We start from the raw sequence: 23,867 nt of genomic DNA, 5'->3' as shown, positions 1-23,867 counted from the left end.
GGGCTTCCTCGCGCGGCACCGCGCCCGACGGGATCGGCCGCGTGGAAGTGCGGCTCATCACGGCGTCGATATCGGAATCGTACCACATGTTGATGGCGCCCGCGGCGCCGGAGCCGAGCGCCACGGCCAGCGTAGCGATGGCGGCCATCGCCGGGTGCATGGTGATGCCGGTCATGCCGGTGGCGGCGACAAGGCCGGCAAACCCGGTGAACACCACCAGCATCATGATGCGGGGTTTCATCAGGTTCACATAGTCCATCGCGGTCGCGTGGCGCTTCTGCGGCGTGGCAATGGCGTCGGTCATCAGGCGGTTTCCCAAGCGGTTTCAGACGAAACGGCCCGCACGCCTTGCGCGTGAGGGCCGCCCCGATGTCAGGTCTTATCTGGCCCGGAGCGGCGGGCCGAGGTCAGGTCAGTGGCCACCCTTGGTGTTGACCACCGGCAGTTCGTTATACTGGTGGAACGGCGGCGGCGACGGCAGCGTCCACTCGAGCGTGGTCGCACCTTCGCCCCAGGGATTGCCGCTGGTCGCCTTGCGGCGGCGGATGGCGGCTTCGGCGATCGAGATGAAGAAGATGATCGTGCCGACGAGCGTAATCGCGTAGCCGATCGACGAGATGTAGTGCCAGGTGGCAAAGCCCTCGTTGTAGTCGATGTAGCGGCGCGGCATGCCCTGCAGGCCAAGGAAGTGCTGCGGGAAGAAGAGGACGTTCGAGCCGATGAACATCAGCCAGAAGTGCACACCGCCGAGGAAGCTGTTGTACTTCACGCCGAACATCTTTTCGAACCAGTAGTACCAGCCCGCGAAGAGGCCAAACACGGCGCCCAGCGACAGCACGTAGTGGAAGTGCGCAACCACGTAATAGGTGTCATGGAGGGCATGGTCGACGCCGGCATTGGCGAGCACGACGCCCGTGACACCGCCCACGGTGAACAGGAAGATGAAGCCGATGGCCCAGAGCATTGGCAGTTTGAAGTCGATCGAGCCGCCCCACATCGTCGCGATCCAGGAGAAGATCTTGATGCCGGTCGGGACTGCGATGACCATCGTGGCGGCCACAAAGTAGGCCTTCAGGTCGACGTTCATGCCGACGGTGTACATGTGGTGCGCCCACACGACGAAGCCGATGACGCCGATCGACACCATGGCGTAGGCCATGCCGAGATAGCCGAAGATCGGCTTCTTGGAGAACGTCGACACGATGTGGCTGACGATGCCGAACGCCGGCAGGATCATGATGTACACTTCCGGGTGACCGAAGAACCAGAACAGGTGCTGGAACATCACCGGGTCGCCGCCGCCGTTCGGAATGAAGAACTGCGAGCCGAAGTTACGGTCGGTGAGCAGCATCGTGATGGCGCCGGCAAGCACCGGCAGCGCCAGCAGGAGCAGCACGGCCGTGACAAGCATCGACCAGGCGAACAGCGGCATCTTGTGCAGCGTCATGCCGGGCGCGCGCATGTTGAGGATGGTGACGATGAAGTTGATGGCACCGAGGATCGACGCGATACCAGCGGCGTGCAGCGACAGGATCAGCAGGTCCATGGCCGGACCGGGGTGACCGGCAGCCGAAGAGAGCGGCGGGTAGATCGTCCAGCCGCCACCGAAGCCGTTGCCGCCCGGGCCGCCCGGGACGATCATCGAGATGCAGGCGAGAATGAAGGCCACAACCGTCAGCCAGAACGAGATGTTGTTCATGCGCGGGAAGGCCATGTCCGGCGCGCCGATCATCAGCGGAACGAACCAGTTGCCAAAGCCGCCGATCAGCGCAGGCATGACCATGAAGAAGATCATGACGAGGCCGTGATAGCTGATCACGACGTTGTAGAAGTGTTTCGCAGCCGTCACCGCCGCGTCGCCCTCAAGGCCGAAGAAGGTGGTCTGGATCCACAGCATCGGACCAATGCCCGGCTGGGCCAGTTCCCAGCGGATCAGGCCGGACAGCCCGTAGCCGACGATACCGGCAATGATCGCGAAGACGAGGTAGAGCGTCCCGATATCCTTGTGGTTGGTCGAGAAGAACCAGCGCGTGAAGAAGCCAGGCTTGTGATCATGGTCGTGGCCGTGATCGAGGGCGATTTCATCCATAGGCATCGGTCGTACTCTTCTTCGTGAAATCAGTTGGAGGAGGCAAATTTGGTTTCGGAGTCGAGCGAAGCGACCTGGCGAACCGAAGCGGCTGCGGCGTCATAGTCACCCGCCTTCATCAGCTCGGCCCAGCGGTCGAACGCGGCCTGCGAAACAACGCGCACTTCAATCGGCATATAGGCGTGGTCGATGCCGCAAAGCTCGGAACACTGACCATAGTAGACGCCTTCCTTATCGACGAGGAACCAGCCTTCGTTCAGGCGGCCGGGCACGGCGTCAGTCTTCACGGCAAAGGCCGGTACAGCGAAGGCGTGAATGACGTCAGAAGCGGCAGTGTAGTAGCGGATATAACGACCCGCCGGCACCACCATCGGGTAGTCGGTCGCGAGCAGGCGCGGGCCCGCATCGGTCGGATCGCTGGCGCGGCCCTTGTGAACGCCGTTCGAGACGAACTCGAGCGCAGCGCCGCTCTCATCGACGATATCCGGGTAGGTATAGGTCCAGTTCCACTGGTTGCCCTGGATCTTGACGTTGACGAACCCCTTCTCGGCAGCGTCCGGGAAATGGTTCTTGGTATAAGCGAGGTGCTGGGCGGTCTTGTTCTCGGCCAGCAGCTTCTTCGAGGTGGCCGCGATCTCGCCGAGGTTCGGCGTAACGTTCTGGTAGTAGAGGTTCGGGAAGGACAGGCTGGCAATGCCAACCAGGATCAGCGCCGGCACGACGGTCCAGATCACTTCCACCGTGGTGTTGTGGCTGAACTTACGGGGCGTCTTGTTGGCGCGCTGGCTGTAGCGGACCATGACCCAGACCAGCAGCACGGTCACCAGGGCAGTGATCAGGGTGATGATCCAGAGGAGAACCACGTGGAACTCGTGCACGCGCTCCGCAATGCGGGTGGCGGCAGGCTGGAAATCAATGGCGCCGTCTACAGGCACGGCCGCGAAAGCAGGCGCGGCAAACAGGCTGGCGGACAGGGCGGCAGTCAGGTGTCGCACGATGGAAAACCTCTGTTCGGATCGGATTCGGCCACTTCCTATACCAGCCTCGGCCTTAACCCCAGTCCTTTCCACGCTCAAAATTGTCGCAGCGCATCGCCGCACAGGGGATTTCGTGCTAGTTGTGGGGTCATAAAATCCAAGGGAGCCTGCCATGTTCCGTACCATCCTGATTGCCGCTGCCATCGCCATTGCCGCCCCGGCTGCCTCCGCCCAGGTCACCGTGATCGGCGGGGGGATCGCGCGTGATTGCTACGAAGCCGTCAAATTCAACCTCGGCCGGACCCAGGACGCCGAAGAAACCTGTACAAGGGCGCTGGAACTGGAGGCCCTGAACATCTCCAACAAAGCGGCAACCTACACGAATCGGGGCGTGCTGCGAATGCGTCAGGGCGAGTACGATGCCGCCCTGCAGGACTATGCCTCGGCCAAGCGGATCAAACCCGGCAGCGGGGCGACCTGGCTGAACGAAGGCGCCGCCTTCATCTTCAAGAAGGACTACAACTCCGCCCTCGTGTCGCTGGAAAAGGCGATCGAACTGAACTCCGAGGATCTCTATGCCGCCTACTACAACCGGGCGATTGCCAAGGAGCATACCGGAGATGTCCAGGGCGCCTACTTTGACTTCGTGAAGTCGAAAGAGCTCAATCCGGAGTTTGCAGCGACCGACCGGCAGCTGGCGCGCTTCACCGTCACCACTAATTAACCTCTCTTCCGGGTTTTTTTGATTCGGCGGGCAACCCGTCCGGACATCATGCGTTTCTCAACTGTGATTGGCGCAGGAGAGACAAGATGCGGATGGCATTGCTCGTAACCCTGATGGTGGCTCTGGGGGGCGCAGCCGGCTATCTCGGCTGGGCAGACCAGATTGCAGATGGGTTCAAGGTGCTGACGTTCCTATTCGGCGGCATGATCCTGATCGGTCTGGCCGCTGGCGGAATACGCGTATCCGGACGCCGCTCCCTGCCACATATCGCCCCGCGCGTTCGCCGGACGGCCGCCTGAACCTGACCGAAGCGCCTTGCAGCCGGCGCCGGCGCGCCACATGTTGCAAGGCATGACCGAAACACCCCTTCCTTTCGACCTCAAAGCCGCCGCCGATGTGCTGGCAGATGCCGCGCGCGGCGCCGATGATGGCGACCTCTATGTCGAACGCTCGCGCTCAGAAAGCTTCGTCTTCGATGATGGCCGGCTGAAATCCGCGGCCTACGACACCGACCAGGGCTTCGGCCTTCGGGTTGTGGCCGGCGAGTCGCAGGGCGCGGGCTATGCCTCGCAGCTGACCCTCGGTGCCATTCGCCGCGCCGCCGATACCGCCGCGCAGGCCAAGCGCGGCTACAATGGCAAACTCGCCGCCGGGCCGCAGCCGACCAACCGCCGCCTCTACGCCCCGATCGACCCGACACTGAACCCGGGCTTCACGGACAAAACGAGCCTCCTCGCCGAGATCGACGCCTTCGCCCGCGCGGCCGACCCGCGCGTGGTGCAGGTCTCCGTCTCGCTGTCGGGCAGCCACAAGGAAGTCGACATCCTGCGCCCCGACGGCGCACACTTCCACGACATCCGCCCGCTGGTGCGCCTCAATGTCTCCGTCACGCTTGAGGAAAACGGGCGGCGCGAGTCGGCTGGCTCCGGCGCCGGCGGCCGCGCGGCCTATGATGAGTGGATCGCGCCCTCCCGCTGGCAGAACATGGTGCGCCGCGCCATCGAGAAGGCGGACGTGAACCTCAAGTCGATCCCCGCCCCCGCCGGCGAAATGGAAGTGGTGCTCGGCCCGGGCTGGCCCGCCGTGCTGCTGCATGAAGCGGTCGGGCACGGACTAGAGGGCGATTTCAACCGCAAGGGCACCAGCGTCTATGCCGGACGCATCGGCGAGCAGGTCGCCGCCAAGGGCGTCACCATCATCGATGACGGCTCCATCGAGGCGCGGCGCGGCTCGCTCTCCTTTGACGACGAAGGCACGCCGACCCAGCGCACCGTGCTGATCGAGGACGGCATCCTCAAAGGCTATATGCAGGACCGGATGAACGCCCGCCTGATGGGTATGCAACCTACCGGCAATGGCCGGCGCGAAAGCTACGAGTCGCAGACGATGCCGCGCATGACCAACACCGTGATGCTCGGCGGCGACAAGGACCCGAAGGAAATCGTCGCCTCAATCAAGCGCGGCCTCTGGGCGGTCGATTTCGGCGGCGGACAAGTGGACATCACCTCTGGCAACTTCGTGTTCCAGTGCACCGAGGCCTACCTTGTCGAGAACGGCAAGATCGTAGCGCCCGTGAAGAACGCCACGCTGATCGGCCACGGACCGACGGCGCTGTCGGACGTCACGATGATCGGCAACGATTTCGCGATGGATGACGGCGTCGGCGTCTGCGGCAAGGCGGGGCAATCAGTGCCGGTAGGCGTTGGCCAGCCGACACTGAAAGTTGGTTCACTGACGGTCGGCGGCGCGGGCTAGAGCCGATCTGGTGATGTAAAAAAGGGCGGCCTGCGAGGCCGCCCTTTCGTTTTGGAGTCCTGCGCCCTCACTTGGCTGCTGCAATAGCCGCTGCCTCGGCTTCAAGCGCCGACTTGCTGGCGAGGCGGCCGGCTTTTCCGTGGCCGAGATACTTCAGCAGGAAACTGGCCGCACCCAGCAGGATGCCCAGAACAATCGCGACGATGCCGAGGCTCCAGAACACGTCCGAATAGGTGGCGAGCGCTTTGCCGGGATCGAGCACCTGCCCGGCCACCGTATCGCTCGCGGTGAACTGGGCGATGATGCCCGCCACGTATTGCGCGAAGGCGGAGGACAGGAACCAGCCGGCCATCATGAAGCTGACCACGGCCGCGGGCGACAGCTTGGTGATCATCGAGAGGCCGACGGGCGACAGGCAGAGCTCGCCGGTCGTGTGCAGGAGATAGGCGAGCACCAGGAAGACCAGCGGAACGCGATAGCTTTCATCCGCGAACTGAACGCCCCAGACGAGCACCCAGAAGCCAAGGCCGACCTGCACCAGCGCCAGCGCAAACTTCAGCGCCGTATTGGGGTCAGCCTTGCGCGCGCCAAGCCAGGCCCAGAGCGCCGCGAAGACCGGCGCAAACAGCAGGATGAAACCAGAGTTGAAGCTCTGCGTTTGCGCAGCCGTCACGGTCATGAGGCCATCATTCGGCAGCTGCGTGTTGCGCTCGGCAAACTGGTTCAGCGACGAGCCGCCCTGCTCGAACAGCGACCAGAACACCACCGACATGAAGATCAGGAACAGTGCGAGGACCAGTTCCTGGATTTCGCGAAGGTTGCACTTCGTCACCATGTAGTAAACCAGGTAACCGCCGAACAGCACGAGGCCGCTCATCAGCGTCAGGAATGTGAACTGCGGCGTCTGCAGCAGGAACCACACGGCAGCGACACCGGGAATGGCGAGCAGGTAAAGCAGCCATTCGAACGACACCGGACCAATTTTTTTCGCCAGCAGCTCCGGGTTCGGCGGGGCGCCGACATGATCCGGCAGCTGGCGCTCGCCGGCGCTCCAGAATGCGAGGCGTTGACGCGTGAAGACGAGCCAGCCGACCGCCATGCCAACGGCTGCAAGGCCGAAACCTGCCCACCAGCCGACAGTCTGGCCGAGATAGCCGCACAGGATGGCCGCCCAGAAGGCACCGAGGTTGATGCCGTAGTAGTAGAGCGTGAAGCCAGCGTCGCGCCGCGGATCGTTGTCTTCGTAAAGCTGTCCGACGATCGAAGAGATATTGGCCTTCAGGTAGCCGACACCCATCACGATCAGGGCCAGGGCAAGGAACAGAATGTTCGTATACAGAGGATCCCGAACCGGCTCCGATAGCGTCTCCATGACATTCGGAATAACAGTCGGCAGCGGGCTGCCCTCTTCAAGGCCGGTGAAGGTAATACCGCCCTCATCGTTCACATTGGCGCGGCAGCCTTCATGCGCCTCGGTGCCTCCGAACAGGCAGCGTTGCGTGCCGGTCTCGATGAATACCTGGCGCGACCCGCCCCGTCCTTCGACGGCCAGGTTATACTCGGCCCCGTTGACCACCATGGTCTGCGTCGCCTGCGGCCCGTGCAGGCCCATCGTCAGGTGGCCGGCGACCAACAGCAGCGCGCCGAACGCAATGGCCTTGCGGTTGCCGAGATACTTGTCTGCGAGGAAGCCGCCGAGCAGCGGCAGAAGGTACACAAGCGCGGTGTAGGAGCCATACTGGCCCTGCGCCGTGCGGTCATCGAACAGGAAGTGCTGGGTCAGATAGAAGATCAGAAGGCCGCGCATGCCGTAGAAGGAGAAGCGTTCCCACATTTCGGCGAAGAACAGGATGTGCAGACCCTTGGGATGTTTCCGCATCTGCCTGAACACCGGAATACAGGTGGCGAGCGTTATGATGATGCCTAGAACGATAACCAGCATGAACGGCTCCCCAGCGCGCTGTTAGTGTCACGGCTCGCCGCAGGCGTCCGGATTGTGTCAGAGGTTTGACCATGCCCCAGAGGCTGGCTCAAGGCGGTTTCTGCCGTTGGCCGGAATGCGCCTCAGGCGCGAAAACTGTCCGTAGGTTCGGGGCAGGCTTTCAGACGGCTCTGACCGGGGAAAACGCCTCAGTACGCCTCTTCGGCGAACACCTTGCGCACATCGCGGCTCCAGGGGCCGTAATAGCGCTGCAGCAGACGCTCGGCGGGCGTCAGGCCCGAGACGGCGATCTCGTCGAGGCCGGAAAGGAAGCCGGACTCGTCGTCGCCGGCGGCCGAGATGCGGCCCCGGTCGCGCAGACCGGCACGGCTGATCGCCAGCACGTCCTTGGCGAGATCCTGCATCGAGCGGCCGCCTGGAATCGGCGTCTTGAGCCCGAGCGTACGCACGCCCTGGCGCATCACCTCGCGCTCCGGCGCCGTCCAGTGCTTTACGAGATCCCAGGCCGCATCGAGCGAGGCCTGAGAATACAGGATACCGGTCCAGAAAGCCGAAAAGGCGCACAGCCGGTCCCACGGACCCGCGTCCGAGCCGCGCATTTCCAGGAAGCGCTTCAGGCGCACTTCCGGGAAGATCGTCGAGAGGTGATCGGCAAAATCGTCCATCGCCGGGCGCTCGCCCGGGAGGATCGCCAGCTTGCCGTCCATGAAATCTCGGAAGCTCAGGCCGCTGACGTCGAGGTACTGACCGCCCCGGCGTACGAAATACATCGGCACGTCGAGAGCGTAGTCCACGTATTGCTCGAAGCCGAACCCGTCATCGAAGGCGAAGGGCAGCATGCCTGAGCGGTCGGGGTCTGTATCGGTCCAGATCTGAGAGCGGTAGGACAGGAACCCGTTTGGCCGTCCATCAATGAAAGGTGAGTTGGCGAACAGCGCAGTGCCCAGCGGCTGCAGGGCCAGCGACACGCGCAGTTTCTGCACCATGTCGGCTTCCGAGCCAAAATCGAGATTGGCCTGCACCGTGCAGGTGCGGAACATCATCTGGCGTCCAAGGCGGCCGACCTTGTCCATATAGGCCGTCATGATCTTGTAGCGGCCCTTGGGCATCACGGGCGTGTCGGCAAGGCTCCAGATCGGACTCGCGCCAAGACCGAGGAAGCCGATGCCGAGCGGTTCGGCAAGTTCGCGCACTTCGCTGAGATGGCGGCCGACTTCGGTGCAGGTGTCATGGATCGAATCCAGCGGCGCGCCGGACAGCTCGAACTGACCGCCCGGCTCCAGGCTGACGCTGGCGCCGTCCTTCTTGAGGCCGATCAGGTGGCCGCCTTCGATGATGGATTCCCAGCCGAACCGGTCGCGCAGGCCTTCCAGCATCGTCAGAACTGAGGCCTTGCCCGCATACGGCAGCGGCTTCAGGCCGTCCCAGAGGAAACCGAACTTCTCGTGCTCGGTGCCGATGCGCCAGTCCGCCTTGGGCTTGGAGCCGGCTTCCATGTATTCGACGAGTTCGGTTTTCCCGCCGATCCGGGGCGAGGCTTCGTCGATGTCGCTTGTAGGCGTGGTCACCGTCGGGCCTCCGGGGTTTGGAATGTTTCCGGCGTGGAGATAAGCCCGAAAAGTGGCAACGCCAATGGTCCGATCAAAAATGCCTGTGCCCCGGCCTCAGCCCCAGTCGCCGCAGACGGCCTGCCAGACGGCCATTGCGGCCACCGCTGCCGTCTCTGCCCGCAGTATCCGTGGACCGAGGCTGACGGCAAACGTGCCCGTCCGGCCGCGCAGCCAGGCGCGTTCTTCGGGGGTGAAGCCGCCTTCCGGGCCTATCAGGAGGGCGGCGTCCCGGCCGTGCAGGCTCTCCAGCACAGTACGGATGGGCCCTGCCCGGCCCGTCTCGCCGCCCCAGGGGGCGCCCGGCTCGTCGCCCGCCTCGTCACAGAAGATCAGGGCTGTGCCGGCCGGTAGGCCTGCCAGCGCCGCGTCGAGCGAGCCGACTTCGGCAATCGCCGGCAGGTCCAGCCGCTCGGTCTGCTCGGCGGCTTCGAGGGCAATTTTGCGGAACCGGTCGAGCCGCACGGTGCGCGTCTGGGTGCGATGGGTGAGGACAGGCTGGATGCGAACGGCGCCGAGTTCAGTGGCCTTCTCGACGATCAGGTCGGTCTCATCCTTTTTCACCGGGGCAAACAGGAGCGTCAGTGCGGGCGAGGCTGGGGGCGGCTGGGGGCGGCGCTGCGTCGTCGGCGAGACGTCGGCCTTCTTGCCGTGAGCGGCTGAGATCACCGCGTCCCATTCCCCCTGCCGTCCGTTGAACAGACGGACCTCGCCGCCAGGGGTCAGGCGGAGCACGCGCAGGAGGTAGTTCGACTGCTCCTCATCCAGCGGCACGGGCCGCCCGGCAGAAAGATCTGCAGAAACAAAGAGTCGCGGCGTCGTCGGCATGACGGGCGGTATAGGCCGTTTCGGCGTCGCCTGTCAGGTGTGGTTTTTGCATCACGCCTTGTGGTTTTAGAACCACAACCCGTGCGAGCACATGGCAAATCGTTTATATCCCACCGTGATGACAACGCCGCCTCCCACCGACAACACGGGAAGCTTCAGCTTTCCGGCGGACACAGCCTTGCCCGGCTGGCTGCAGAGCCTTCCGGCTGCGTGGCGGCCCTACGCAATGCTGGCGCGGCTCGACCGGCCGGTCGGCATCTGGCTGCTGTTCCTGCCCTGCCTGATTGGCCTCACCTTCCAGCGCATCTCCGGCGGCCTCTATTTCACCGACCTCGGCTGGGCCGCGCTGTTCCTGCTGGGTGCCGCGGTAATGCGCGGCGCGGGGTGCACCTGGAACGACATCACCGACCGGGACTTCGACGCGAAGGTCGCGCGCACGGCCAAACGGCCAATCCCATCCGGCGCGGTGACCGTGAAACAGGCCTATGTCTTCCTCGGCGTGCAGCTCGCCCTCGGCTTCGCCGTCTGGCTTGCGCTGCCGGGCGACGCAAAGATCACCGCCCTGCTCGCGCTCCCGCTGGTGGCGGTCTACCCCTTCGCCAAGCGGGTCACCTGGTGGCCGCAGGCCTGGCTTGGGCTTACATTCAACTGGGGTGTCCTTGTCGGCGCCGCGACTGCCGGCGTTATCACCGGGCCGGTGTACCTTCTCTACTTCGGCCTCGTTCTCTGGACCGTGGCCTATGACACGATCTACGCCCTGCAGGACCGGGAAGACGACGCACTGATCGGCGTGCGCTCCACGGCGCGCCTTTTCGGCAAGCGGGCCGTGCTGATCTCGTTCTGCTTCCATGTCGGCGCCGCTGCGCTGATCGCGATGGCCGCGATGGCAAACGGCGCAGGCCGGATAGGGGCGCTGACGGCGCTGGTCTTTCTTCTGCACGGACTTTGGCAGGCGATGACGCTCCAATCGCGCGGCGAAGGCGCGGCGCTCGCGATGTTCAAATCGAACGTGCAGGCGGGCGCGTTGGTGGCGGCTGGGTTCCTGATTGCGGCGATGATCCCCGAACGAGCGGCGAAAGCCATCCTTCCCGAACCGGCGGCGGCCCCGGCTGCGCGCTCGGAAAGCATGTCATTGCCTTTCGGGCTGGAAATCCGGCGGCGAGACCCACCGAAATCCGATGTCCGGATGGTACGGGAAATCCGGGCGGCGATGGAACTGCGCGGGCTGGACCCGGACGCGGCGGAAACATACTCCGAACGGTGACGGACGCCGAGGGCTGAACTATACTGCCCCCATGACCGTCGTGATCGAAATGGTATCGGATATCGTCTGCCCCTGGTGCTGGCTGGGGCTGCGCAGGATCGAGGAAGCTCGGGCGCTGGCGCCCGAAGTGGACGTGCAGCTGCTGTTCCGCCCCTATGAGCTGGACCCGACAATCCCCGCTGGCGGCGTCGACTACAAGGCCTACATGTCGAGCCGCGTCTCTTCCCCCGAGGGCAGGGAGCGTATGGCGGCGATGCGGCAGGCGCTGATCGATTATGGCAATGCCGAAAACATTCCCTACCGCTTCGATGCCGTGACGCATCGGCCAAACAGCTTTGACGCCCACCGCCTCGTGCGCTGGGCGCAGGGACAGGGCAAAGGCAGCGCCGCGAAGGAAGCGCTCTTCCGCGCCTACTTCAACGAAGCGCGCGACGTGGGCGACCACGGCGTTCTGGTCGACATTGCCCGGTCGATTGCTTTGGATACGGACATTGTGGCGGACCTTCTGGCCACCGGCGCGGATACCGAGGCCGTGCGGGCAGAGGCCGAAGGCTTCCGCCAGATGGGCATCTCCGGCGTGCCGACCTATATCGCCAACCGGCGCGTCGCCGTTCAGGGCGCCGAAAGCGCCGAGAAGCTGGCGAAATTCATTCGCCATGCCGCCTCCCTGCTCCCGCAGGAACGGCCGGCAGACCCGGCTTAATCGGCATGGACCTCATCCGTATAGAAACAAATGCGCGCGTTGCGACCGTCAGCTTCGACACCGGCGCCAAGGCGAACGCGCTCAGTCAGAAACTAATGCGTGAACTGACCGAGGCGGCCCGGCAGTTTGCGGGCGATGCCGGCATCTCGGCGGTGATCCTCACCGGGCGTGCGGAAAACTTCACTATGGGCGCCGACCTGCGCGATCCGGAAGGCGCAGATGTGCGGCGGCTCGGCCTGTCGGAGCGCCGGGTGCAGCTGCGCACCGGGCCGGCAATGTGCGAGGCGTGGGAAGCGGTGGACGCGCTGACGATCTGCGCCATCGAAGGATGGTGTGTCGGCGGCGGAGCGGCGCTGGCTGTTTCGTGCGACCTGCGCGTCGCCTCCAGCATGTCGAAGATCTACGTGCCGGAAGTCGAGCGCGGCATGAACATGAGCTGGGGATCGATCCCGCGCTTCGTGGCCCTCGTCGGTCCGGCGCGCGCCAAACGCATTGCGGGTCTTTGCGAGAAGGTCAGCGCCGAGACGGCGCTCAGCTGGGGCCTGGTCGATCACGTCACGGCACCGGGCAGCGCGCTGACCAAGGCGCGCGAAGTGGCGGAAGCGGCGGCGAAACTACCGCCCACGGCGCTGAAGATGGTGAAGCAGGACGTCAACGTCGCCGCATTGGCACTCGCCAAAGCAACCGCCCACCGCGATCTCGAAGCATTCGCCCTCATGCAGCAGACGGACGATTTCAGAGAAGGCGTGAAGGCGTTCTTCGAGAAGCGTGATCCGGATTTTACGGGGGATTGAAGTCCATTTGTCTGGCGAGTGGCAGGGGCCCGCCGAGAAAGGACATGCGGCTAGCGACTGGAAAAGCACAAGTCGATGCTCTGGTGGCCGTTAGAATTAGTCCGTTCCCATTATGGCGACGAAGCCGACCGGCCAAATAAGCGGCGCTGAAACGATATCGCCTCCAGCAAGCGGCACTCGGCAGCGTACGGTGGTCTCTGAATGGCCGGCCCGCACGCTTTCGCCCAAACGAAGTCGTCGTCGCACGTCTCCGCGCCTCTTGATGGACAATGCCCGGCTTTTTGCTATTGACCGGCGTGCATTCCCGGTCGCCTTCAATTCAAATCCTTTGGTCGTTTCGGCTCTGACGATGGGACAATCCGTTCTCCAGAAAACGTATCAACTGGACGATTTGATCAGTCCGCGCGGCGAGCTGGAGCGCCGGTGCAACAGCATTGAGAGGTTTACCAGCAGATTTGGACCCGAGGTCCGGTTCGAATTCAAAGCTGGCACTCTAACGCGCATCTCACAACGGCTCTTGGGCGGGGTCTCGTTACGCAAATTCGCGCCTGAGCAAAGAGATCAGTTGGCGTCCCTGATCGATGCTGCGCATGCGAGCAAACTTGTGCACGGCGACATAGGACCCAAAAATCTGATCATCGCCCAAGGCACGTTACGTGTCGTAGACTGGGAACCTTGTCTGCGGCAGGTCATTGGCGGCGAAATCCGTTTTGTCGTAAGCCCTCCCTGTCACCATCCCACAGATCGCCGGACCGCATCGATCACCGTTCTCACCGACCTGATGGGACTGGCCCTGCTCTGGCCCGGCCAGACTGCTATCTCCGCTTCCCGCTTCGCTACCGCCGCTCTAAACGAAAGCCGTGAAAGCCCCGCGGCGGCACTAGCCCTGGCGCTTGACCGGCAGGGTGGGCAAAAGGCGGGCATCGAGCGAGGATGAGTTCGGAGTTCTTGGAAGCATTACAGGCAGCATGCGAGTCTTCGGATGCCAGCCTGGAATTTCTTGACGCTTTGGATCCGCCAGACTTCCTGGGGCGCCTTATCGAGGCTGAAGCGGCCGATAGCGATTTTAAGCTTACCATTCCGGGGCTCTTTCCGCTCGCGAATGCCGTGATCCAGAAATTCTCCGAAGCCCGCCTCGCCGTCACAGGGAAAACATTCGACGCGGCCTGGTCGGTCGTGGCGTTCAATTTCGACTACAGTGTGCTGGGCGGGGAAGTTTTTCAGCCTGCCATGTTTTCGAACGGCGCCATCCTGATCCGCAATCATCACCGCGTGATCGGCATTGATGACAGACCACTGGCGATCCTGAAGGTTCATCCACGCAGGCTTGTTTCGGATCTCAAGCGGTTGTTTCGCGGCGCTGACAAACGCGAGGTCACGGACGCGTTTTTCCTGCACCGCACCGACAAGAACCGTGTCGTGCGCCAGGCACGCCCGCCGCGCCAGCTCTCGGCGTGCGGCCAAACGCTGGCCCTGATTGCCCACGATCTTCCCGTCGACAAGTGCAAGGCACTGCCGGCGGACATCCTCGAGTCCGTTCGCGCCCAGTCGCGCACGGGCCATGCGGTCCTGCGGTTCTTCGGTGACCATGTGTTCGTCTATCCGACGCACCGCTTTTCGGATGACCTGGACGTGCTGCTCGAAGAATATGCCGAGACATACTTCCCAGATGCAGAGTCGGGCATGCCGCTCGGCGTTGAAATTTCGGGAAACATCAACTCGCTCAACGAATGGTTCAGCGAGCGCACGGATGCCTATCTGCGGGGGCAGGACTTTGCTTTTCCGGATGCGACGGATGTGATGCACTTTCACGTCGCGCAAAAGACAACGGCCCAAACCTGGTCATCTTTTTCCGGCCGCAAGGTGGCAGACGTTACCAGCCTGCCGCGTTTTTTTGCAGATCGCGCGGATCGCCCCGTGAACTATTCGGACGCGTACATTCAGCCTTATTCCGACTTCGAAAGACTGAAATCGCGCTTGTGGGATCTCAGCGCGCGCCTCAAACACGACATGTTTGTTGTCGAGGTGCCGTTCTTAAATTTGATCCCGGAAGCGGCCGCGGCATCTTCGACTGACGCAGCGCAGATCACAAGGCGACTGGATCACCTGAAGCCTTTCGCGCGCACCCTGCGCATCTTGCAGGTTTCGGAGGCTGGCAAGACAAGTCTGGTGGCGCCCGCATCGTGGCTCAAGAAATCGGGATTTGTCGCCCGGTTCGCCGAAGCGGTGCGCGCAGCCGAAGCGGACGCCGTCGAGTCGGGGCTGGACGGCGAGGCCAAGGCCGAGCACATCCGGGAAACCCTGTCACACGACGACGACCTCAGGCTTCAATTTGTCTTCCAGAAGATCACGTTCAAGCAGGCGATCGACTTTCGCGCCGTTCATGAGGCCCTGATCGCATTCTCCGCGGAGTGTCCGGCCGGCATTGTCTGGCATTTTCCCCGCTTCGGCCTGATCCAGTCATATTGGCAGGGTGAGCTTGATTCCGGCAATCAGGATCTGTTTTGCCTGACGGGTGAACCGCCGCTATCGCCGGACGACCGTCCGGAAGCGGACGATACGAACGATACCCCGACACTTGACGAAGAGGCTGCAGTTTAGGCCATTTCTAAGCGGCGCGCCGAATGGCAGCTCTGATATCGGATCGCATTTTCCGTTACTGCCCATTTGGCCGCCGTCTCAGAAAGTCATGCGACGTTTTACAAACGGGGAAAACGGGCCAGATCCCGACGCCCGGATCAGCTAAGCTGCAGTTCCACCAGACGCTTATAGACGCCGCCCTGGGCCATCAGGCTCTCGTGCGTGCCTTCCTCGACGGCGCGGCCGTCTTCCATGACGATGATGCGGTCGGCGGAACGGACGGTGGAGAGGCGGTGCGCGATGATCAGGACCGTCCGTGCACGAGCAAACTGACTGAGCGCGTCCTGCACCTTCGCCTCGCTTTCGGCGTCGAGCGCAGAGGTCGCCTCGTCCAGCAGCAGGATCGGCGCGTTGCGCAGGATGGCGCGGGCGAGCGCAATGCGCTGGCGCTGGCCGCCGGAAAGGTTTCGGCCCATCTCGCCGGCCGGCGCGTCATAGCCACCGGGCAACGTCTGGATAAAATCATGCGCATTGGCAGACTTCGCCGCCGCCTCGACCTGCCCGCGCGGCGCGCCGGGACGTCCGAGGGCGATGTTGCCCGCGACCGTGTCGTCGAACAGCGCAGCGTCCTGCGAGACAAGCGCCATGTTGCTGCGCAGGCTGCGGCCGGAAACATCGCGCACATTCAGCTGGTCGATGAGGACCTCGCCGGACGTCGCGTCATAGAGGCGCATGAGCAGGTTGAAGACCGTTGACTTGCCCGCGCCCGAGGCACCGACGAAGGCGACCGTCTCGCCGGGGCGCGTGGTGAAGGAGAGGCCCTTCAGCGCTTCGGTGCCGTCGGGATAGGTAAAACGTACATCGCGGAACTCAACGGCGCCGGCGGCGCCGTCTAGCTTCAGCGCGCCGGGCTTGTCGGCGACGGCGCAAGGCGCATCGACGATATCGTAGACGCGGTCTGCGGCAGCAGCGCCTTCCTGCGCAACGGCGCTGATCGAGCCGAGCGCGCGCACTTCCGGCGCCGCGACGGCGACCGCGCCGATGACGCCAAGAAGATCGCCTAGCGTGTTCTCGCCCTGCGAGATCCGCCAGGCGACAAAGCCGAGCAGCGCCGCGAGCGCAAGGCCGCCGAAGACTTCCAGCACGGGATCGACCCCGGCCCGCTTTGAAAGGACTTTCAGGAACAGGCGCGAGCGTTCTGCAAAACCGTTCCTGGCGCGCACCTTCTGCCAGTCCTCGAGGCCGTAAGCTTTCACCACGCGGGCGGACTGGAATCCTTCGGAGAGGAGCGATGTGATCTCGCCGGTCTGCTCCGCTGCACGCTTGGCGCGCTTGCGCACGGAGTTGCCGAGCGAGACGACCGGGCCGAGCGCGAGCGGATAGACCACGACGATGATGAGCGCGAGTTGCCAGTCTTTCCAGAACAGCCAGGCGAGCACGCCGAGGACGGTTGCGAGGCTCTTGGTGAAGTTGTTGGCAAAGCGCAGCGCGGCTTCTCGGATCGAGATGATGTCGCTGATGAAGCGCGAGACAAAGCTGCCCGAGGAATCTGCCGCGATGCGCGCATAGTCACCGTCCGTGAGCGCATCATACTGGACTGTCTGTACACCGACGAGGCCGCGCTGAACGCCGGTATTGTTGAGCAGCGTCATCCCGTACATCGACAGCGACCGTGCAAGGGTCAGCCCGATGATGGCGATGATGCCGGTCCAGATCCAGCCGGATGGCGCGCCGTCGTCCTCGCCGGTCATCTGCCGCTGCAGCGAATTGCCGACGAAATCGAGCACGGCAACATAGCCGATGCCCCACAGGGCCGTCAGCAGCGCCAGCACCGTTCCGCCAATGAACCACGCCTTGTGCGGCCAGAAATGCGCCTTGAACAGCCGCCAGAGCGACCGCCGGGCGCGCGCCGGGGCGGGCTCAGACGTGATGGGTGTCTCCCGTCGCCGGGTCGAGCAGCCGGTGGGCATGGAGAATGAAATAGCGCGTCTCGGCATGGTCTACGGTGCGGTGGGCTGCGGCCTTCCACGCGTCATAGGCTTCCTGATAGTTCGGGAAGGCGCCGACGAAATCCAATTTGGACAGGTCCTCGAACTCCACGCCCGTCACATCCTTCAGCTCGCCGCCGAAAACGATGTGAAGGAGTTGTTTACCGGTCTTTTCCTTGCCAGCCATTTTGCGGGGCTCCGTAATCTCTGGCGCCTTCTTCGTTTCGGCCCGCGCCTGCGGGTTCGGAATGCGCACATATCCTGCCCGGCGCACTAACAAAGGATGAAGCCCCTTTCCAGAGGCCAGGACACTGCGCTGGGCGGGAATCGCCTGATTGAACACCAGGCGCTCGCCCGCATGGGTTGTCACCTGGCCGCCCGCCTCGGAGACGAGCACAGAGCCGGCGGCGAGATCCCAGTCCGCCTTTTCGGCCAGAACCAGCACCGCGTCCCAGTCCCCGGCGGCCACCAGGGCGAGGCGCAGCAGGGTCGCATTGGGCTTAGGCCGGGCGAGATGCACGTCCGGCCAGGGCTCGCGCCAGCCGGGATGAGTAACCAGGCCCTCATTGGTGATGAGGCGGCTGCCCGCTTCCTGCTGGCAGGTCGACACTTGGATCGCCTCGCCATTGCGCCGGGCCCCGGCGCCGCGGCGGGCATCGTAGAACTGGCCGAGTTCAGGCGCATAGATCACGCCGGCCACCGCTTCGCCGTCTTCCACCATGGCGAGGCCGATGCACCAGTCCGGCGTGCCGTCCATATAGGCGCGCGTGCCGTCGATAGGGTCGACCACCCAGACGCGGGATTTCTGCCGCGCGGCGGGGTCGTCCAGCGTCTCTTCCGACAGCCAGCCGTATTCCGGCCGGGCCCGCTTCAGTGTTGCCGCGCACAGGCGGTTAACGGCAAGGTCGGCTTCGGTCACCGGGCTGCCGCCCGTCTTGTTCCAGGCCTCTGCCCCGCCCTTACGAACGTAGGACATCGCCAAGTCGCCCGCTTCCTGAGCCAGCCGGCAAAGCAGCGTCAGGTCTTCCTCCAGCGTGCGTTCAGCTGCCTGCAAGGTTCATATCCTCGATCAGAATTGAGGGCGCATCGCGCGTGCTGCGCAGTTCAAGATCAGAGGCCGGGATGAGCCGCGCGAACATCGACGGCAGGTCCCCGGCGACGGTGACTTCCGAGACCGGATAGGCGATCTCGCCATCCTCGAACCAGAAGCCGGCGACGCCCACGGAGTAATCGCCCGTATTCGGGTTGATCGAGGGGCCGAACATATCCGTGATCAGAAGACCCTTGCCGGCAGACTTTGCCAGCGCGCCCGGCGATTGCGTGCCGGCGCGCAGGTAGACGTTCGAGGTGGAGACACCCGGCGGGTCGCCGAAGGCCAGGCCTGCGAAGCCGTTCGGCGCGAGGCCAAGCTGGCGGGCGGTGGAGATATTGAGCAGCCAGCGCGTCAGGCGGCCATCCTCGATCAGGTGTGCTTCCTCGACGGGGAGGCCTTCACCGTCATGCGCACGGCTGCCGAGGCCCAGGACGCGGTGGGGGTCGTCGGTCAGGTAGATGCCCTTGTCGAACACCTGCTGGCCCATCCTGTCCTTCAGGAAGCTGACACCGCGCGCGACGGACGGACCGGAGATCGCGCCAAGAAAGGCGCCGATCAGGCTGTCGGCGACGCGGCGGTCAAAGATCACGGCCGCCTTCTGAGTCTCGATCTTTCGGGCGCCAAGGCGCGCGATCGTGCGCTCGCCAGCAGTCTTTCCGATTTCCTCCGCAGCCGGACGATCCTTGGTGAAGCGGACTGACCAGCTGTCATAGTCGCGCTCCATCTGGCCGTCCTTCTCGGCGACCGCCGAAAGGCCGAGGCCGGTAGAGGTGCCTGACTTCCATGACCGAAAACCGTTAGTGGCCGCCACCCAGCGCTCGGACCGGTTCCAAGAAGCGCCGCAGCCTGCGACCGTCTTGATGCCGGGCACGGCCAGCGCCGCCGCTTCAGCAGCCAGCGCTTCGCGCTCCAGAACTTCGGCCGAGATCTCAGGTTCGCCGGAAAGGTCCATGTCGACGTTGCCGCGCGCGAGTTCACGTTGCTCCGGCAGGCCGCAATACTTGTCCTCCGGCACCGCGCGGGCCATCGCCACGCAGCGTTCGGTCAGCGCTTTAAGTCCTACGGGTGAGAGGTCTGCGCCCGAGACATGTGCTTGTCGTTTGCCAAAGAAGCAGCGCAGCGCCACGCTTGCGCTTTCCTCGCGCTCGATGCTTTCCAGCTTGCCCTCACGAACGGAGACGCTGACGCCGTCGGCCACGCCGATGCGGGCGTCTGCCGCGCTGGCGCCGGCCTTCAGGCAATTCTCAAGAAGTCCGGCAAGCAGGTCTGCCGGGGGAACAGTCAATCCAGTCATGTCCGCTAGATGGACCGCACCGGCCCTCTGCGCAACAGGCCCGGTGCGCCCCGCGTCAGGCGACCGCCAGCCAGATCACGCCGACGCCCGCCGCCAGCATCCCCAGCCAGGTCAGCACCATGCCGAGCGCCCGCGCCGGCATGACCGTCGCCGACAGGCCGTAGGCGTGCAGCAAGCGGCCAGCGGTGAACACTGCACCGACGCCGTGAATGGCCCAGACTGGCGCCGGGAACTGCGTCATCACGAACAGGCCGAGCATGGTGATCGGAATGTACTCGGCGGCATTGCCATGGGCGCGGGTGCGGATTTCGAGATCCGCGTCACCGCCCGTGCCGAGCGAGACCTTTGCCGACTGGCGCCGGCCGACGACGCGGAAAGACAGGAAGAACAGGAGCAGGATGTTGATCCCGATATAAAGGGCAGCAGCAGACAAGGCGGTCATTGGGTGGTTCCTCCAGCAAAAAAGCCGCCGGGTTTGTTGCCCGGCGGCCCGTGTCTTGTTCCTGTCAGGCGGGCACGTGAGCTGCGCCTAGATGTCCCGGCGCGCGTCCGGCAGGCGGTCGTTGATGTCGTCGCGGATGTCCATCAGCGTGACGATCAGGCCGCAGATAATGCTGGCCGCGACCCAGCCGCCGAAGCTGAAGATCGCGAAGTCGGCGACCTGCGACATCGTACCGGTGAGGCCGATCAGTTCATTGGTGAAGCCACCCTTCTGGTAGATGCCAAGGGCAATGCCGCTCACGATGATGGCGATGTAGGCGACATACACCATGATGCGGAAGCTGTTGATGATGATGAATTTCATGAGGATCCCCTTCCTGGTTCCGTCCTGTTCTAGGCCGTGCGCCGGTGAGCGTCACGCTGTCGGTGTCTAACTGCAGGCTTCGGGCCAAGGCCCGGCCTCCAGTTCTCTTATCCTCCCGTCGCTGCGGCGTTGCCGCAGACTTCAAGGTCGTTGGTAACCGCCGAGAAGGCAAGCAGATCCTCGACCGGCAGCCCGCTCATGTATTCGACCATGTCCTGCTTGTCCCGTCCCGCCGCCTGGGCGACCTTCTTGAACAATTCAGGGGAGAGGTTCTTTTCAAGGGCATCGGCGACGCACGTACAGGTTGCCTCGCCTTCGCCCTTCTCGACACACGTGTCCACGAGGGCCTGCTTGTCGGACTTTCCGCCCAGCGCGCCACAACCGGCCAGCACGGCCAACGACGCTGCTGCCAACACAAATACCCGCATGTCATGCCCTCCTGACCGCTTCAATGCGGAGTGCTGGCATGATTTCAGGCGGCTGAAAAGCGCTATTCCCGGCGCAGGAGAGCGTCGAGCTGGATGCCCCGGCCCAGCTTCCGGGTGAACGCCTCCTTGATGGCCGGGCGGTCATAATCCTCTGCCACCCAGTCCAGGAAGGGCTTCCACTGGCCGTCGGGACGGCCCGCATTGTAGGCCGCGTAGGCCTCCAGGAAGGCATCCAGCACGCCCGTCTTGCCGTGCCGGATGTGCAGGTATTTGCCGGAAAGCTGCTCGGCCGCCCTTTCAAACGAGGTCCGCTCGCGCAGCAGCTTGTAGAGCACCGACATGATGCCTGCCCGGTCCGCGCCGGACTTGCAGTGCATCAGGGCGGGGTATTCGATCCGGCCGAACAGGTCCTTGGCGGCGAAAATCGCTTCCCGGGTCGGCGGATCGCGGGAAAACACCTGAAAATCAACGAGTTCGATCCCCGCCTCGGCGCAAGCTTCTTTCTCCAGCAGGTAATAACCCTGGGTGCTGGGGCCGCGCAGGTTCAGGATTGTGCGGATACCCCGTTCCTTGGCATGGGCCAGTACCTGCCGGGGTGAGGGCTGGTTGGAGCGCCACATTTCAGGGGAAATCCGGTGCAGGTTGCTGAACCGGGCCCGCAGGAAGCCGTGATCGCCCCAGATCAGCTCGCGCCGTGCCCGGGCCCGGCCGGACGCTGTGGTCAGGTCGGCGGCCACATGGACCCGGCGTTTCCGCTTCTTCTTGGGGGTGATCTTCACCATGGCCCGCACCTAATCGCCGGGGCAGCGCAGAGCAAGCGCCGGTCTGCGATGGCCTTCGCCGCCCCCGTCTGAGCCCTGGCCTGCAAAATAATTCCTCCCCGCTGCATCCCGGAGGCTCCCCGGCCGCATCTTACGGGCAAGAACGCCGGCAATTGTGCTGGCAAACAATGGAACTGGAGATCAAAATGGGTCCGGAAATTGTCGTCCCCACCGTGTTTTTTGGCTGTATTCTCGGCGTTGTCTGGCTGGTCAGCTTCTACAATGGCCGCAAGCGTCTCACCATTCACGAGACGCTGCGCCACGCCATCGACAAGGGCCAGACCCTGTCGCCGGAGCTGTTGCAGAATATGTCGCTGGTCACCGACCCGGTCCGCGCCGACCTGCGCCGCGGCGTGCTATTCCTGGCCTTCGGAGCAGCCTTTGCGGTCCTCGGCGGCGTGATCGGTCTCGAAGAAGCCGAAGCCATTACCCCCATGCTCGGCATTGCCGCCTTCCCGATCTTCCTCGGCATCGCGTATATTGGCCTGTGGGCATTTGGCCGTGGCAAGTCAGAGGCCTGATCTCTGGCTGGTCGCCTCCGGAGGGCGGGACATGCGCAGTGACCCCGATCTGGCCCATGCGGCCGCACGAGGCAGCGAATCGGCTTTCGCTGAGCTCGTGCGCCGCCACCAGGGCAAGGTCCGCGGCATGGCCCGGCGCCTCGCAGGCTCCGAAGCGACAGGCGACGACATCGCCCAAGTCACCTTTCTGACGGCCTGGCAGAAGATATCCAGCTATGCCGGCGGGACCTTCAGCGCCTGGATCTGCACCATCTGCTTCCGCGAGTTCCTTCAATGGCGTCGCCGGCAGAAAATGGAAATCGAGTTCGACGAGACGGCGGAAATCATCCCCTTCGACCGGTCGGCGGACCAGCACGAGATGCGGATGGACCTCACCCGCGCCCTCGAAAGTCTGAGCGAAGCCCAGCGCGTGTGTGTCGTGCTTTGCGTTTCGACCGGGCTGACCCACCAGGAAGCGGCCGATGTGACCGGCTGGCCTCTGGGAACCGTAAAGTCACACGTCCAGCGGGGCGTCGCCCTGCTCCGGACCCGTCTTGAAAATGCCAATGTGGCGTGATGGAGTGAAAGTCATGCGTGAACAGGATGCCTACAAGGATCTGTCCGACCTCTTCCGGGTCGAGGACAGTGCATTGCCTGCCGAGCCGTTCACCCGCCAGGTCATGCAGGGGGTAAGCCGCCAGAAGATGATGCGCCGGGCGATTGTCGGAAGCCTCGGTCTGGCCGGCGCTGCCATCGCCGCAATGCAGCTGCCGCAGCTGTTTGCCGAATGGGCCGGCGTCGACAAGACGGTGACCGAAGTGCTGGCCACCGCGCCGAGCGAACTGAGCACTGCCGCTGTCAACCAGCTCAGCACGGCGGCCGCAAACAACCCGATGTGGCTGGCAATTGCTGCAGGCGCCGCGCTCTGCGTCTTCGCGGTCTCAGCCTTCGAACGGGCCTGATGTTTCGGACATAAAAAAGGGCCGGCTCGCGAGAGCCGGCTCTTCGCTTTTGATCCGTCATCAGATCAGCCTTCCGGATCGTCGCCAACCGTCGGGGCTTCGACCTCCGGCTGGTTCACCGGGGCGATGGCATAGACCAAGCTGCTACTGGCATACTCACGATCGCCGACCGCAGCGCTGGCCTCAACGTTGAGCATGCCGTCACTGCCGACCGCCACGTTCAGCGCGGCGTCACCGAGGGCCTTCATTTTTCCGGCCGGCCAGCGCCACCTCACCGGCGAGAACCGTACTGTCCGCCACATGGAACTTCAGGATTTCGGTCAGCTCGGCCTTGCCTTCTTGTGTCTTGAGGTGGTCCAATGTGCTTTCAGGCAGCGCAGCGAACGCCTCGTGGGTCGGCGCAAAGATCGTATACGGACCTTTTGCGTTGAGGGCGTCTTGGTGTCCGGCAAGGCCAACGAGTTCAGCGAGGGTCGAGAAGCGGCGATCTCGACGGCGGTCTGGTAAGTGCCACCGTCTGCCGACAGAGCAGATTCGTCCGGGAGGGTTTCGGTCTGGGCCAGGGTTTCCAGGTCTGTCGACGCGGATGCGCCGGTCACGGTGGGTGCCGGTGAGACCGACTTAGCGCCGGAATCCAAGGCCTTCCAGCAGCATGCGCGTCTCGTAAAGAGGCAGTCCGACGATGGCGGTATAGCTGCCATTTATGGCCGTGA

General features: G+C 63.9%; 26 protein-coding genes. 11 read left to right on the top strand and 15 right to left on the bottom strand.

Features of this window, described 5'->3' with window-relative positions:
* From Q0C17_RS17630 to coxB, 3 genes are all read right to left on the bottom strand, one after another.
* The coding region (locus Q0C17_RS17630) for a UbiA family prenyltransferase (protein WP_291209193.1) at window positions 1-304 on the bottom strand (304 nt) is incomplete at its 3' end.
* A gap of 108 nt (window positions 305-412) precedes the next feature.
* Complete coding sequence (gene ctaD, locus Q0C17_RS17625) at window positions 413-2,095, bottom strand: cytochrome c oxidase subunit I (RefSeq protein WP_291209191.1); 1,683 nt, start codon at window positions 2,093-2,095, stop codon at window positions 413-415.
* A 23-nt stretch (window positions 2,096-2,118) separates the two neighbouring features.
* A complete protein-coding gene (gene coxB / locus Q0C17_RS17620; protein WP_291209189.1) occupies window positions 2,119-3,084 on the bottom strand; it encodes a cytochrome c oxidase subunit II in 966 nt (321 codons plus the stop codon).
* Between the two features lie 154 nt (window positions 3,085-3,238).
* Between coxB and Q0C17_RS17615 the strand changes: the two genes are divergently transcribed.
* The 3 genes from Q0C17_RS17615 to tldD all read left to right on the top strand — a co-directional run bounded on the left by Q0C17_RS17615 (window position 3,239) and on the right by tldD (window position 5,545).
* Entirely contained in the window at window positions 3,239-3,790 is a 552-nt protein-coding gene (locus Q0C17_RS17615) for a tetratricopeptide repeat protein (RefSeq protein WP_291209188.1), read from the top strand.
* A 92-nt stretch (window positions 3,791-3,882) separates the two neighbouring features.
* On the top strand, window positions 3,883-4,089 hold the full coding sequence (locus Q0C17_RS17610; RefSeq protein WP_291209187.1) for a hypothetical protein: 207 nt from the start codon (window positions 3,883-3,885) through the stop codon (window positions 4,087-4,089).
* A 52-nt stretch (window positions 4,090-4,141) separates the two neighbouring features.
* Window positions 4,142-5,545: a metalloprotease TldD gene (gene tldD / locus Q0C17_RS17605; protein ID WP_291209185.1), complete on the top strand. Its 1,404-nt coding sequence runs from the start codon at window positions 4,142-4,144 to the stop codon at window positions 5,543-5,545.
* Window positions 5,546-5,612: 67 nt separating this feature from the next.
* Here tldD and Q0C17_RS17600 read toward each other — a convergent pair whose 3' ends face one another.
* The 3 genes from Q0C17_RS17600 to Q0C17_RS17590 form a co-directional block, all read right to left on the bottom strand.
* Window positions 5,613-7,487 (bottom strand): oligopeptide:H+ symporter, encoded by a 1,875-nt coding sequence (locus Q0C17_RS17600; RefSeq protein ID WP_291209183.1) that lies wholly within the window; start codon window positions 7,485-7,487, stop codon window positions 5,613-5,615.
* A gap of 188 nt (window positions 7,488-7,675) precedes the next feature.
* The gene (locus tag Q0C17_RS17595; RefSeq protein WP_291209181.1) at window positions 7,676-9,055 is read right to left on the bottom strand and encodes a glutamate--cysteine ligase; all 1,380 of its coding nucleotides are present in this window, start codon (window positions 9,053-9,055) and stop codon (window positions 7,676-7,678) included.
* 96 nt (window positions 9,056-9,151) lie between these two features.
* On the bottom strand, window positions 9,152-9,922 hold the full coding sequence (locus Q0C17_RS17590; RefSeq protein WP_291209180.1) for a 16S rRNA (uracil(1498)-N(3))-methyltransferase: 771 nt from the start codon (window positions 9,920-9,922) through the stop codon (window positions 9,152-9,154).
* Window positions 9,923-10,013: 91 nt separating this feature from the next.
* On the opposite strand from Q0C17_RS17590, the gene ubiA reads away from it, so the two are divergent.
* From ubiA to Q0C17_RS17565, 5 genes are all read left to right on the top strand, one after another.
* Window positions 10,014-11,186, top strand: coding sequence for a 4-hydroxybenzoate octaprenyltransferase (ubiA, locus tag Q0C17_RS17585; RefSeq protein ID WP_291209179.1), 1,173 nt, complete (start codon window positions 10,014-10,016; stop codon window positions 11,184-11,186).
* Between the two features lie 31 nt (window positions 11,187-11,217).
* The gene (locus tag Q0C17_RS17580; protein WP_291209178.1) at window positions 11,218-11,889 is read left to right on the top strand and encodes a DsbA family oxidoreductase; all 672 of its coding nucleotides are present in this window, start codon (window positions 11,218-11,220) and stop codon (window positions 11,887-11,889) included.
* Window positions 11,890-11,894: 5 nt separating this feature from the next.
* Window positions 11,895-12,683: an enoyl-CoA hydratase/isomerase family protein gene (locus tag Q0C17_RS17575; protein WP_291209176.1), complete on the top strand. Its 789-nt coding sequence runs from the start codon at window positions 11,895-11,897 to the stop codon at window positions 12,681-12,683.
* Window positions 12,684-12,945: 262 nt separating this feature from the next.
* Window positions 12,946-13,620: a hypothetical protein gene (locus tag Q0C17_RS17570; protein WP_291209175.1), complete on the top strand. Its 675-nt coding sequence runs from the start codon at window positions 12,946-12,948 to the stop codon at window positions 13,618-13,620.
* Entirely contained in the window at window positions 13,617-15,284 is a 1,668-nt protein-coding gene (locus Q0C17_RS17565; protein ID WP_291209174.1) for a hypothetical protein, read from the top strand. Before Q0C17_RS17570 ends, Q0C17_RS17565 begins: the two co-directional genes overlap by 4 nt.
* 137 nt (window positions 15,285-15,421) lie before the next feature.
* Here the strand turns inward: Q0C17_RS17565 and Q0C17_RS17560 are convergent, their stop codons facing one another.
* From Q0C17_RS17560 to Q0C17_RS17530, 7 genes are all read right to left on the bottom strand, one after another.
* Window positions 15,422-17,260, bottom strand: a complete 1,839-nt coding sequence (locus Q0C17_RS17560) for an ABC transporter ATP-binding protein (protein WP_291209173.1) — start codon at window positions 17,258-17,260, stop codon at window positions 15,422-15,424.
* Window positions 17,184-18,305, bottom strand: coding sequence for an inositol monophosphatase family protein (locus tag Q0C17_RS17555; protein WP_291209172.1), 1,122 nt, complete (start codon window positions 18,303-18,305; stop codon window positions 17,184-17,186). Before Q0C17_RS17555 ends, Q0C17_RS17560 begins: the two co-directional genes overlap by 77 nt.
* Window positions 18,292-19,638, bottom strand: a complete 1,347-nt coding sequence (locus tag Q0C17_RS17550; RefSeq protein ID WP_366914860.1) for a TldD/PmbA family protein — start codon at window positions 19,636-19,638, stop codon at window positions 18,292-18,294. Before Q0C17_RS17550 ends, Q0C17_RS17555 begins: the two co-directional genes overlap by 14 nt.
* Window positions 19,639-19,693: 55 nt before the next feature.
* Window positions 19,694-20,080: an MAPEG family protein gene (locus Q0C17_RS17545; RefSeq protein WP_291209168.1), complete on the bottom strand. Its 387-nt coding sequence runs from the start codon at window positions 20,078-20,080 to the stop codon at window positions 19,694-19,696.
* 87 nt (window positions 20,081-20,167) lie between these two features.
* Entirely contained in the window at window positions 20,168-20,443 is a 276-nt protein-coding gene (locus tag Q0C17_RS17540; RefSeq protein ID WP_291209166.1) for a hypothetical protein, read from the bottom strand.
* 107 nt (window positions 20,444-20,550) lie between these two features.
* Window positions 20,551-20,871, bottom strand: a complete 321-nt coding sequence (locus Q0C17_RS17535) for a hypothetical protein (RefSeq protein WP_291209164.1) — start codon at window positions 20,869-20,871, stop codon at window positions 20,551-20,553.
* A gap of 62 nt (window positions 20,872-20,933) precedes the next feature.
* Window positions 20,934-21,608 carry a protein tyrosine phosphatase gene (locus tag Q0C17_RS17530; protein WP_291209162.1) on the bottom strand — a complete coding sequence of 225 codons (675 nt, stop codon included), beginning with the start codon at window positions 21,606-21,608 and terminating at the stop codon, window positions 20,934-20,936.
* A 230-nt stretch (window positions 21,609-21,838) separates the two neighbouring features.
* Here Q0C17_RS17530 and Q0C17_RS17525 point away from each other — a divergent pair, with 230 nt between their 5' ends.
* The 3 genes from Q0C17_RS17525 to Q0C17_RS17515 are packed head-to-tail and all read left to right on the top strand — an operon-like array spanning window position 21,839 to window position 23,154.
* Complete coding sequence (locus Q0C17_RS17525; protein ID WP_291209161.1) at window positions 21,839-22,213, top strand: DUF6249 domain-containing protein; 375 nt, start codon at window positions 21,839-21,841, stop codon at window positions 22,211-22,213.
* 31 nt (window positions 22,214-22,244) lie between these two features.
* Window positions 22,245-22,769: an RNA polymerase sigma factor gene (locus Q0C17_RS17520; RefSeq protein ID WP_291209159.1), complete on the top strand. Its 525-nt coding sequence runs from the start codon at window positions 22,245-22,247 to the stop codon at window positions 22,767-22,769.
* Window positions 22,770-22,782: 13 nt separating this feature from the next.
* A complete protein-coding gene (locus Q0C17_RS17515) occupies window positions 22,783-23,154 on the top strand; it encodes a hypothetical protein (protein ID WP_291209157.1) in 372 nt (123 codons plus the stop codon).
* A gap of 65 nt (window positions 23,155-23,219) precedes the next feature.
* Here Q0C17_RS17515 and Q0C17_RS17510 read toward each other — a convergent pair whose 3' ends face one another.
* A complete protein-coding gene (locus Q0C17_RS17510) occupies window positions 23,220-23,456 on the bottom strand; it encodes a hypothetical protein (RefSeq protein ID WP_291209155.1) in 237 nt (78 codons plus the stop codon).
* The gene (locus Q0C17_RS18240) at window positions 23,386-23,688 is read right to left on the bottom strand and encodes a fasciclin domain-containing protein (RefSeq protein WP_366914861.1); all 303 of its coding nucleotides are present in this window, start codon (window positions 23,686-23,688) and stop codon (window positions 23,386-23,388) included. Before Q0C17_RS18240 ends, Q0C17_RS17510 begins: the two co-directional genes overlap by 71 nt.
* Window positions 23,689-23,867: the final 179 nt, after the last annotated feature.

The organism is Hyphomonas sp. (assembly GCF_022844445.1).
Lineage (GTDB): Bacteria > Pseudomonadota > Alphaproteobacteria > Caulobacterales > Hyphomonadaceae > Hyphomonas.
Note: the sequence above shows the minus strand (reverse complement) of the source record. Positions and strands in the feature narration are given on the sequence as shown.

What these genes read in the sequence shown, in the direction of transcription:
- ctaD (WP_291209191.1), bottom strand. Translation starts at nt 2,095, where the DNA reads ATGCCTATGGATGAAATCGCCCTCGATCACGGCCACGACCATGATCAC.
- Q0C17_RS17615 (WP_291209188.1), top strand. Translation starts at nt 3,239, where the DNA reads ATGTTCCGTACCATCCTGATTGCCGCTGCCATCGCCATTGCCGCCCCG.
- Q0C17_RS17610 (WP_291209187.1), top strand. Translation starts at nt 3,883, where the DNA reads ATGGCATTGCTCGTAACCCTGATGGTGGCTCTGGGGGGCGCAGCCGGC.
- tldD (WP_291209185.1), top strand. Translation starts at nt 4,142, where the DNA reads ATGACCGAAACACCCCTTCCTTTCGACCTCAAAGCCGCCGCCGATGTG.
- Q0C17_RS17600 (WP_291209183.1), bottom strand. Translation starts at nt 7,487, where the DNA reads ATGCTGGTTATCGTTCTAGGCATCATCATAACGCTCGCCACCTGTATT.
- Q0C17_RS17590 (WP_291209180.1), bottom strand. Translation starts at nt 9,922, where the DNA reads ATGCCGACGACGCCGCGACTCTTTGTTTCTGCAGATCTTTCTGCCGGG.
- ubiA (WP_291209179.1), top strand. Translation starts at nt 10,014, where the DNA reads ATGGCAAATCGTTTATATCCCACCGTGATGACAACGCCGCCTCCCACC.
- Q0C17_RS17580 (WP_291209178.1), top strand. Translation starts at nt 11,218, where the DNA reads ATGACCGTCGTGATCGAAATGGTATCGGATATCGTCTGCCCCTGGTGC.
- Q0C17_RS17575 (WP_291209176.1), top strand. Translation starts at nt 11,895, where the DNA reads ATGGACCTCATCCGTATAGAAACAAATGCGCGCGTTGCGACCGTCAGC.
- Q0C17_RS17570 (WP_291209175.1), top strand. Translation starts at nt 12,946, where the DNA reads ATGGACAATGCCCGGCTTTTTGCTATTGACCGGCGTGCATTCCCGGTC.
- Q0C17_RS17565 (WP_291209174.1), top strand. Translation starts at nt 13,617, where the DNA reads ATGAGTTCGGAGTTCTTGGAAGCATTACAGGCAGCATGCGAGTCTTCG.
- Q0C17_RS17560 (WP_291209173.1), bottom strand. Translation starts at nt 17,260, where the DNA reads ATGCCGAGACGCGCTATTTCATTCTCCATGCCCACCGGCTGCTCGACC.
- Q0C17_RS17550 (WP_366914860.1), bottom strand. Translation starts at nt 19,638, where the DNA reads ATGACTGGATTGACTGTTCCCCCGGCAGACCTGCTTGCCGGACTTCTT.
- Q0C17_RS17545 (WP_291209168.1), bottom strand. Translation starts at nt 20,080, where the DNA reads ATGACCGCCTTGTCTGCTGCTGCCCTTTATATCGGGATCAACATCCTG.
- Q0C17_RS17540 (WP_291209166.1), bottom strand. Translation starts at nt 20,443, where the DNA reads ATGAAATTCATCATCATCAACAGCTTCCGCATCATGGTGTATGTCGCC.
- Q0C17_RS17535 (WP_291209164.1), bottom strand. Translation starts at nt 20,871, where the DNA reads ATGCGGGTATTTGTGTTGGCAGCAGCGTCGTTGGCCGTGCTGGCCGGT.
- Q0C17_RS17525 (WP_291209161.1), top strand. Translation starts at nt 21,839, where the DNA reads ATGGGTCCGGAAATTGTCGTCCCCACCGTGTTTTTTGGCTGTATTCTC.
- Q0C17_RS17520 (WP_291209159.1), top strand. Translation starts at nt 22,245, where the DNA reads ATGCGCAGTGACCCCGATCTGGCCCATGCGGCCGCACGAGGCAGCGAA.
- Q0C17_RS17515 (WP_291209157.1), top strand. Translation starts at nt 22,783, where the DNA reads ATGCGTGAACAGGATGCCTACAAGGATCTGTCCGACCTCTTCCGGGTC.
- Q0C17_RS17510 (WP_291209155.1), bottom strand. Translation starts at nt 23,456, where the DNA reads ATGTGGCGGACAGTACGGTTCTCGCCGGTGAGGTGGCGCTGGCCGGCC.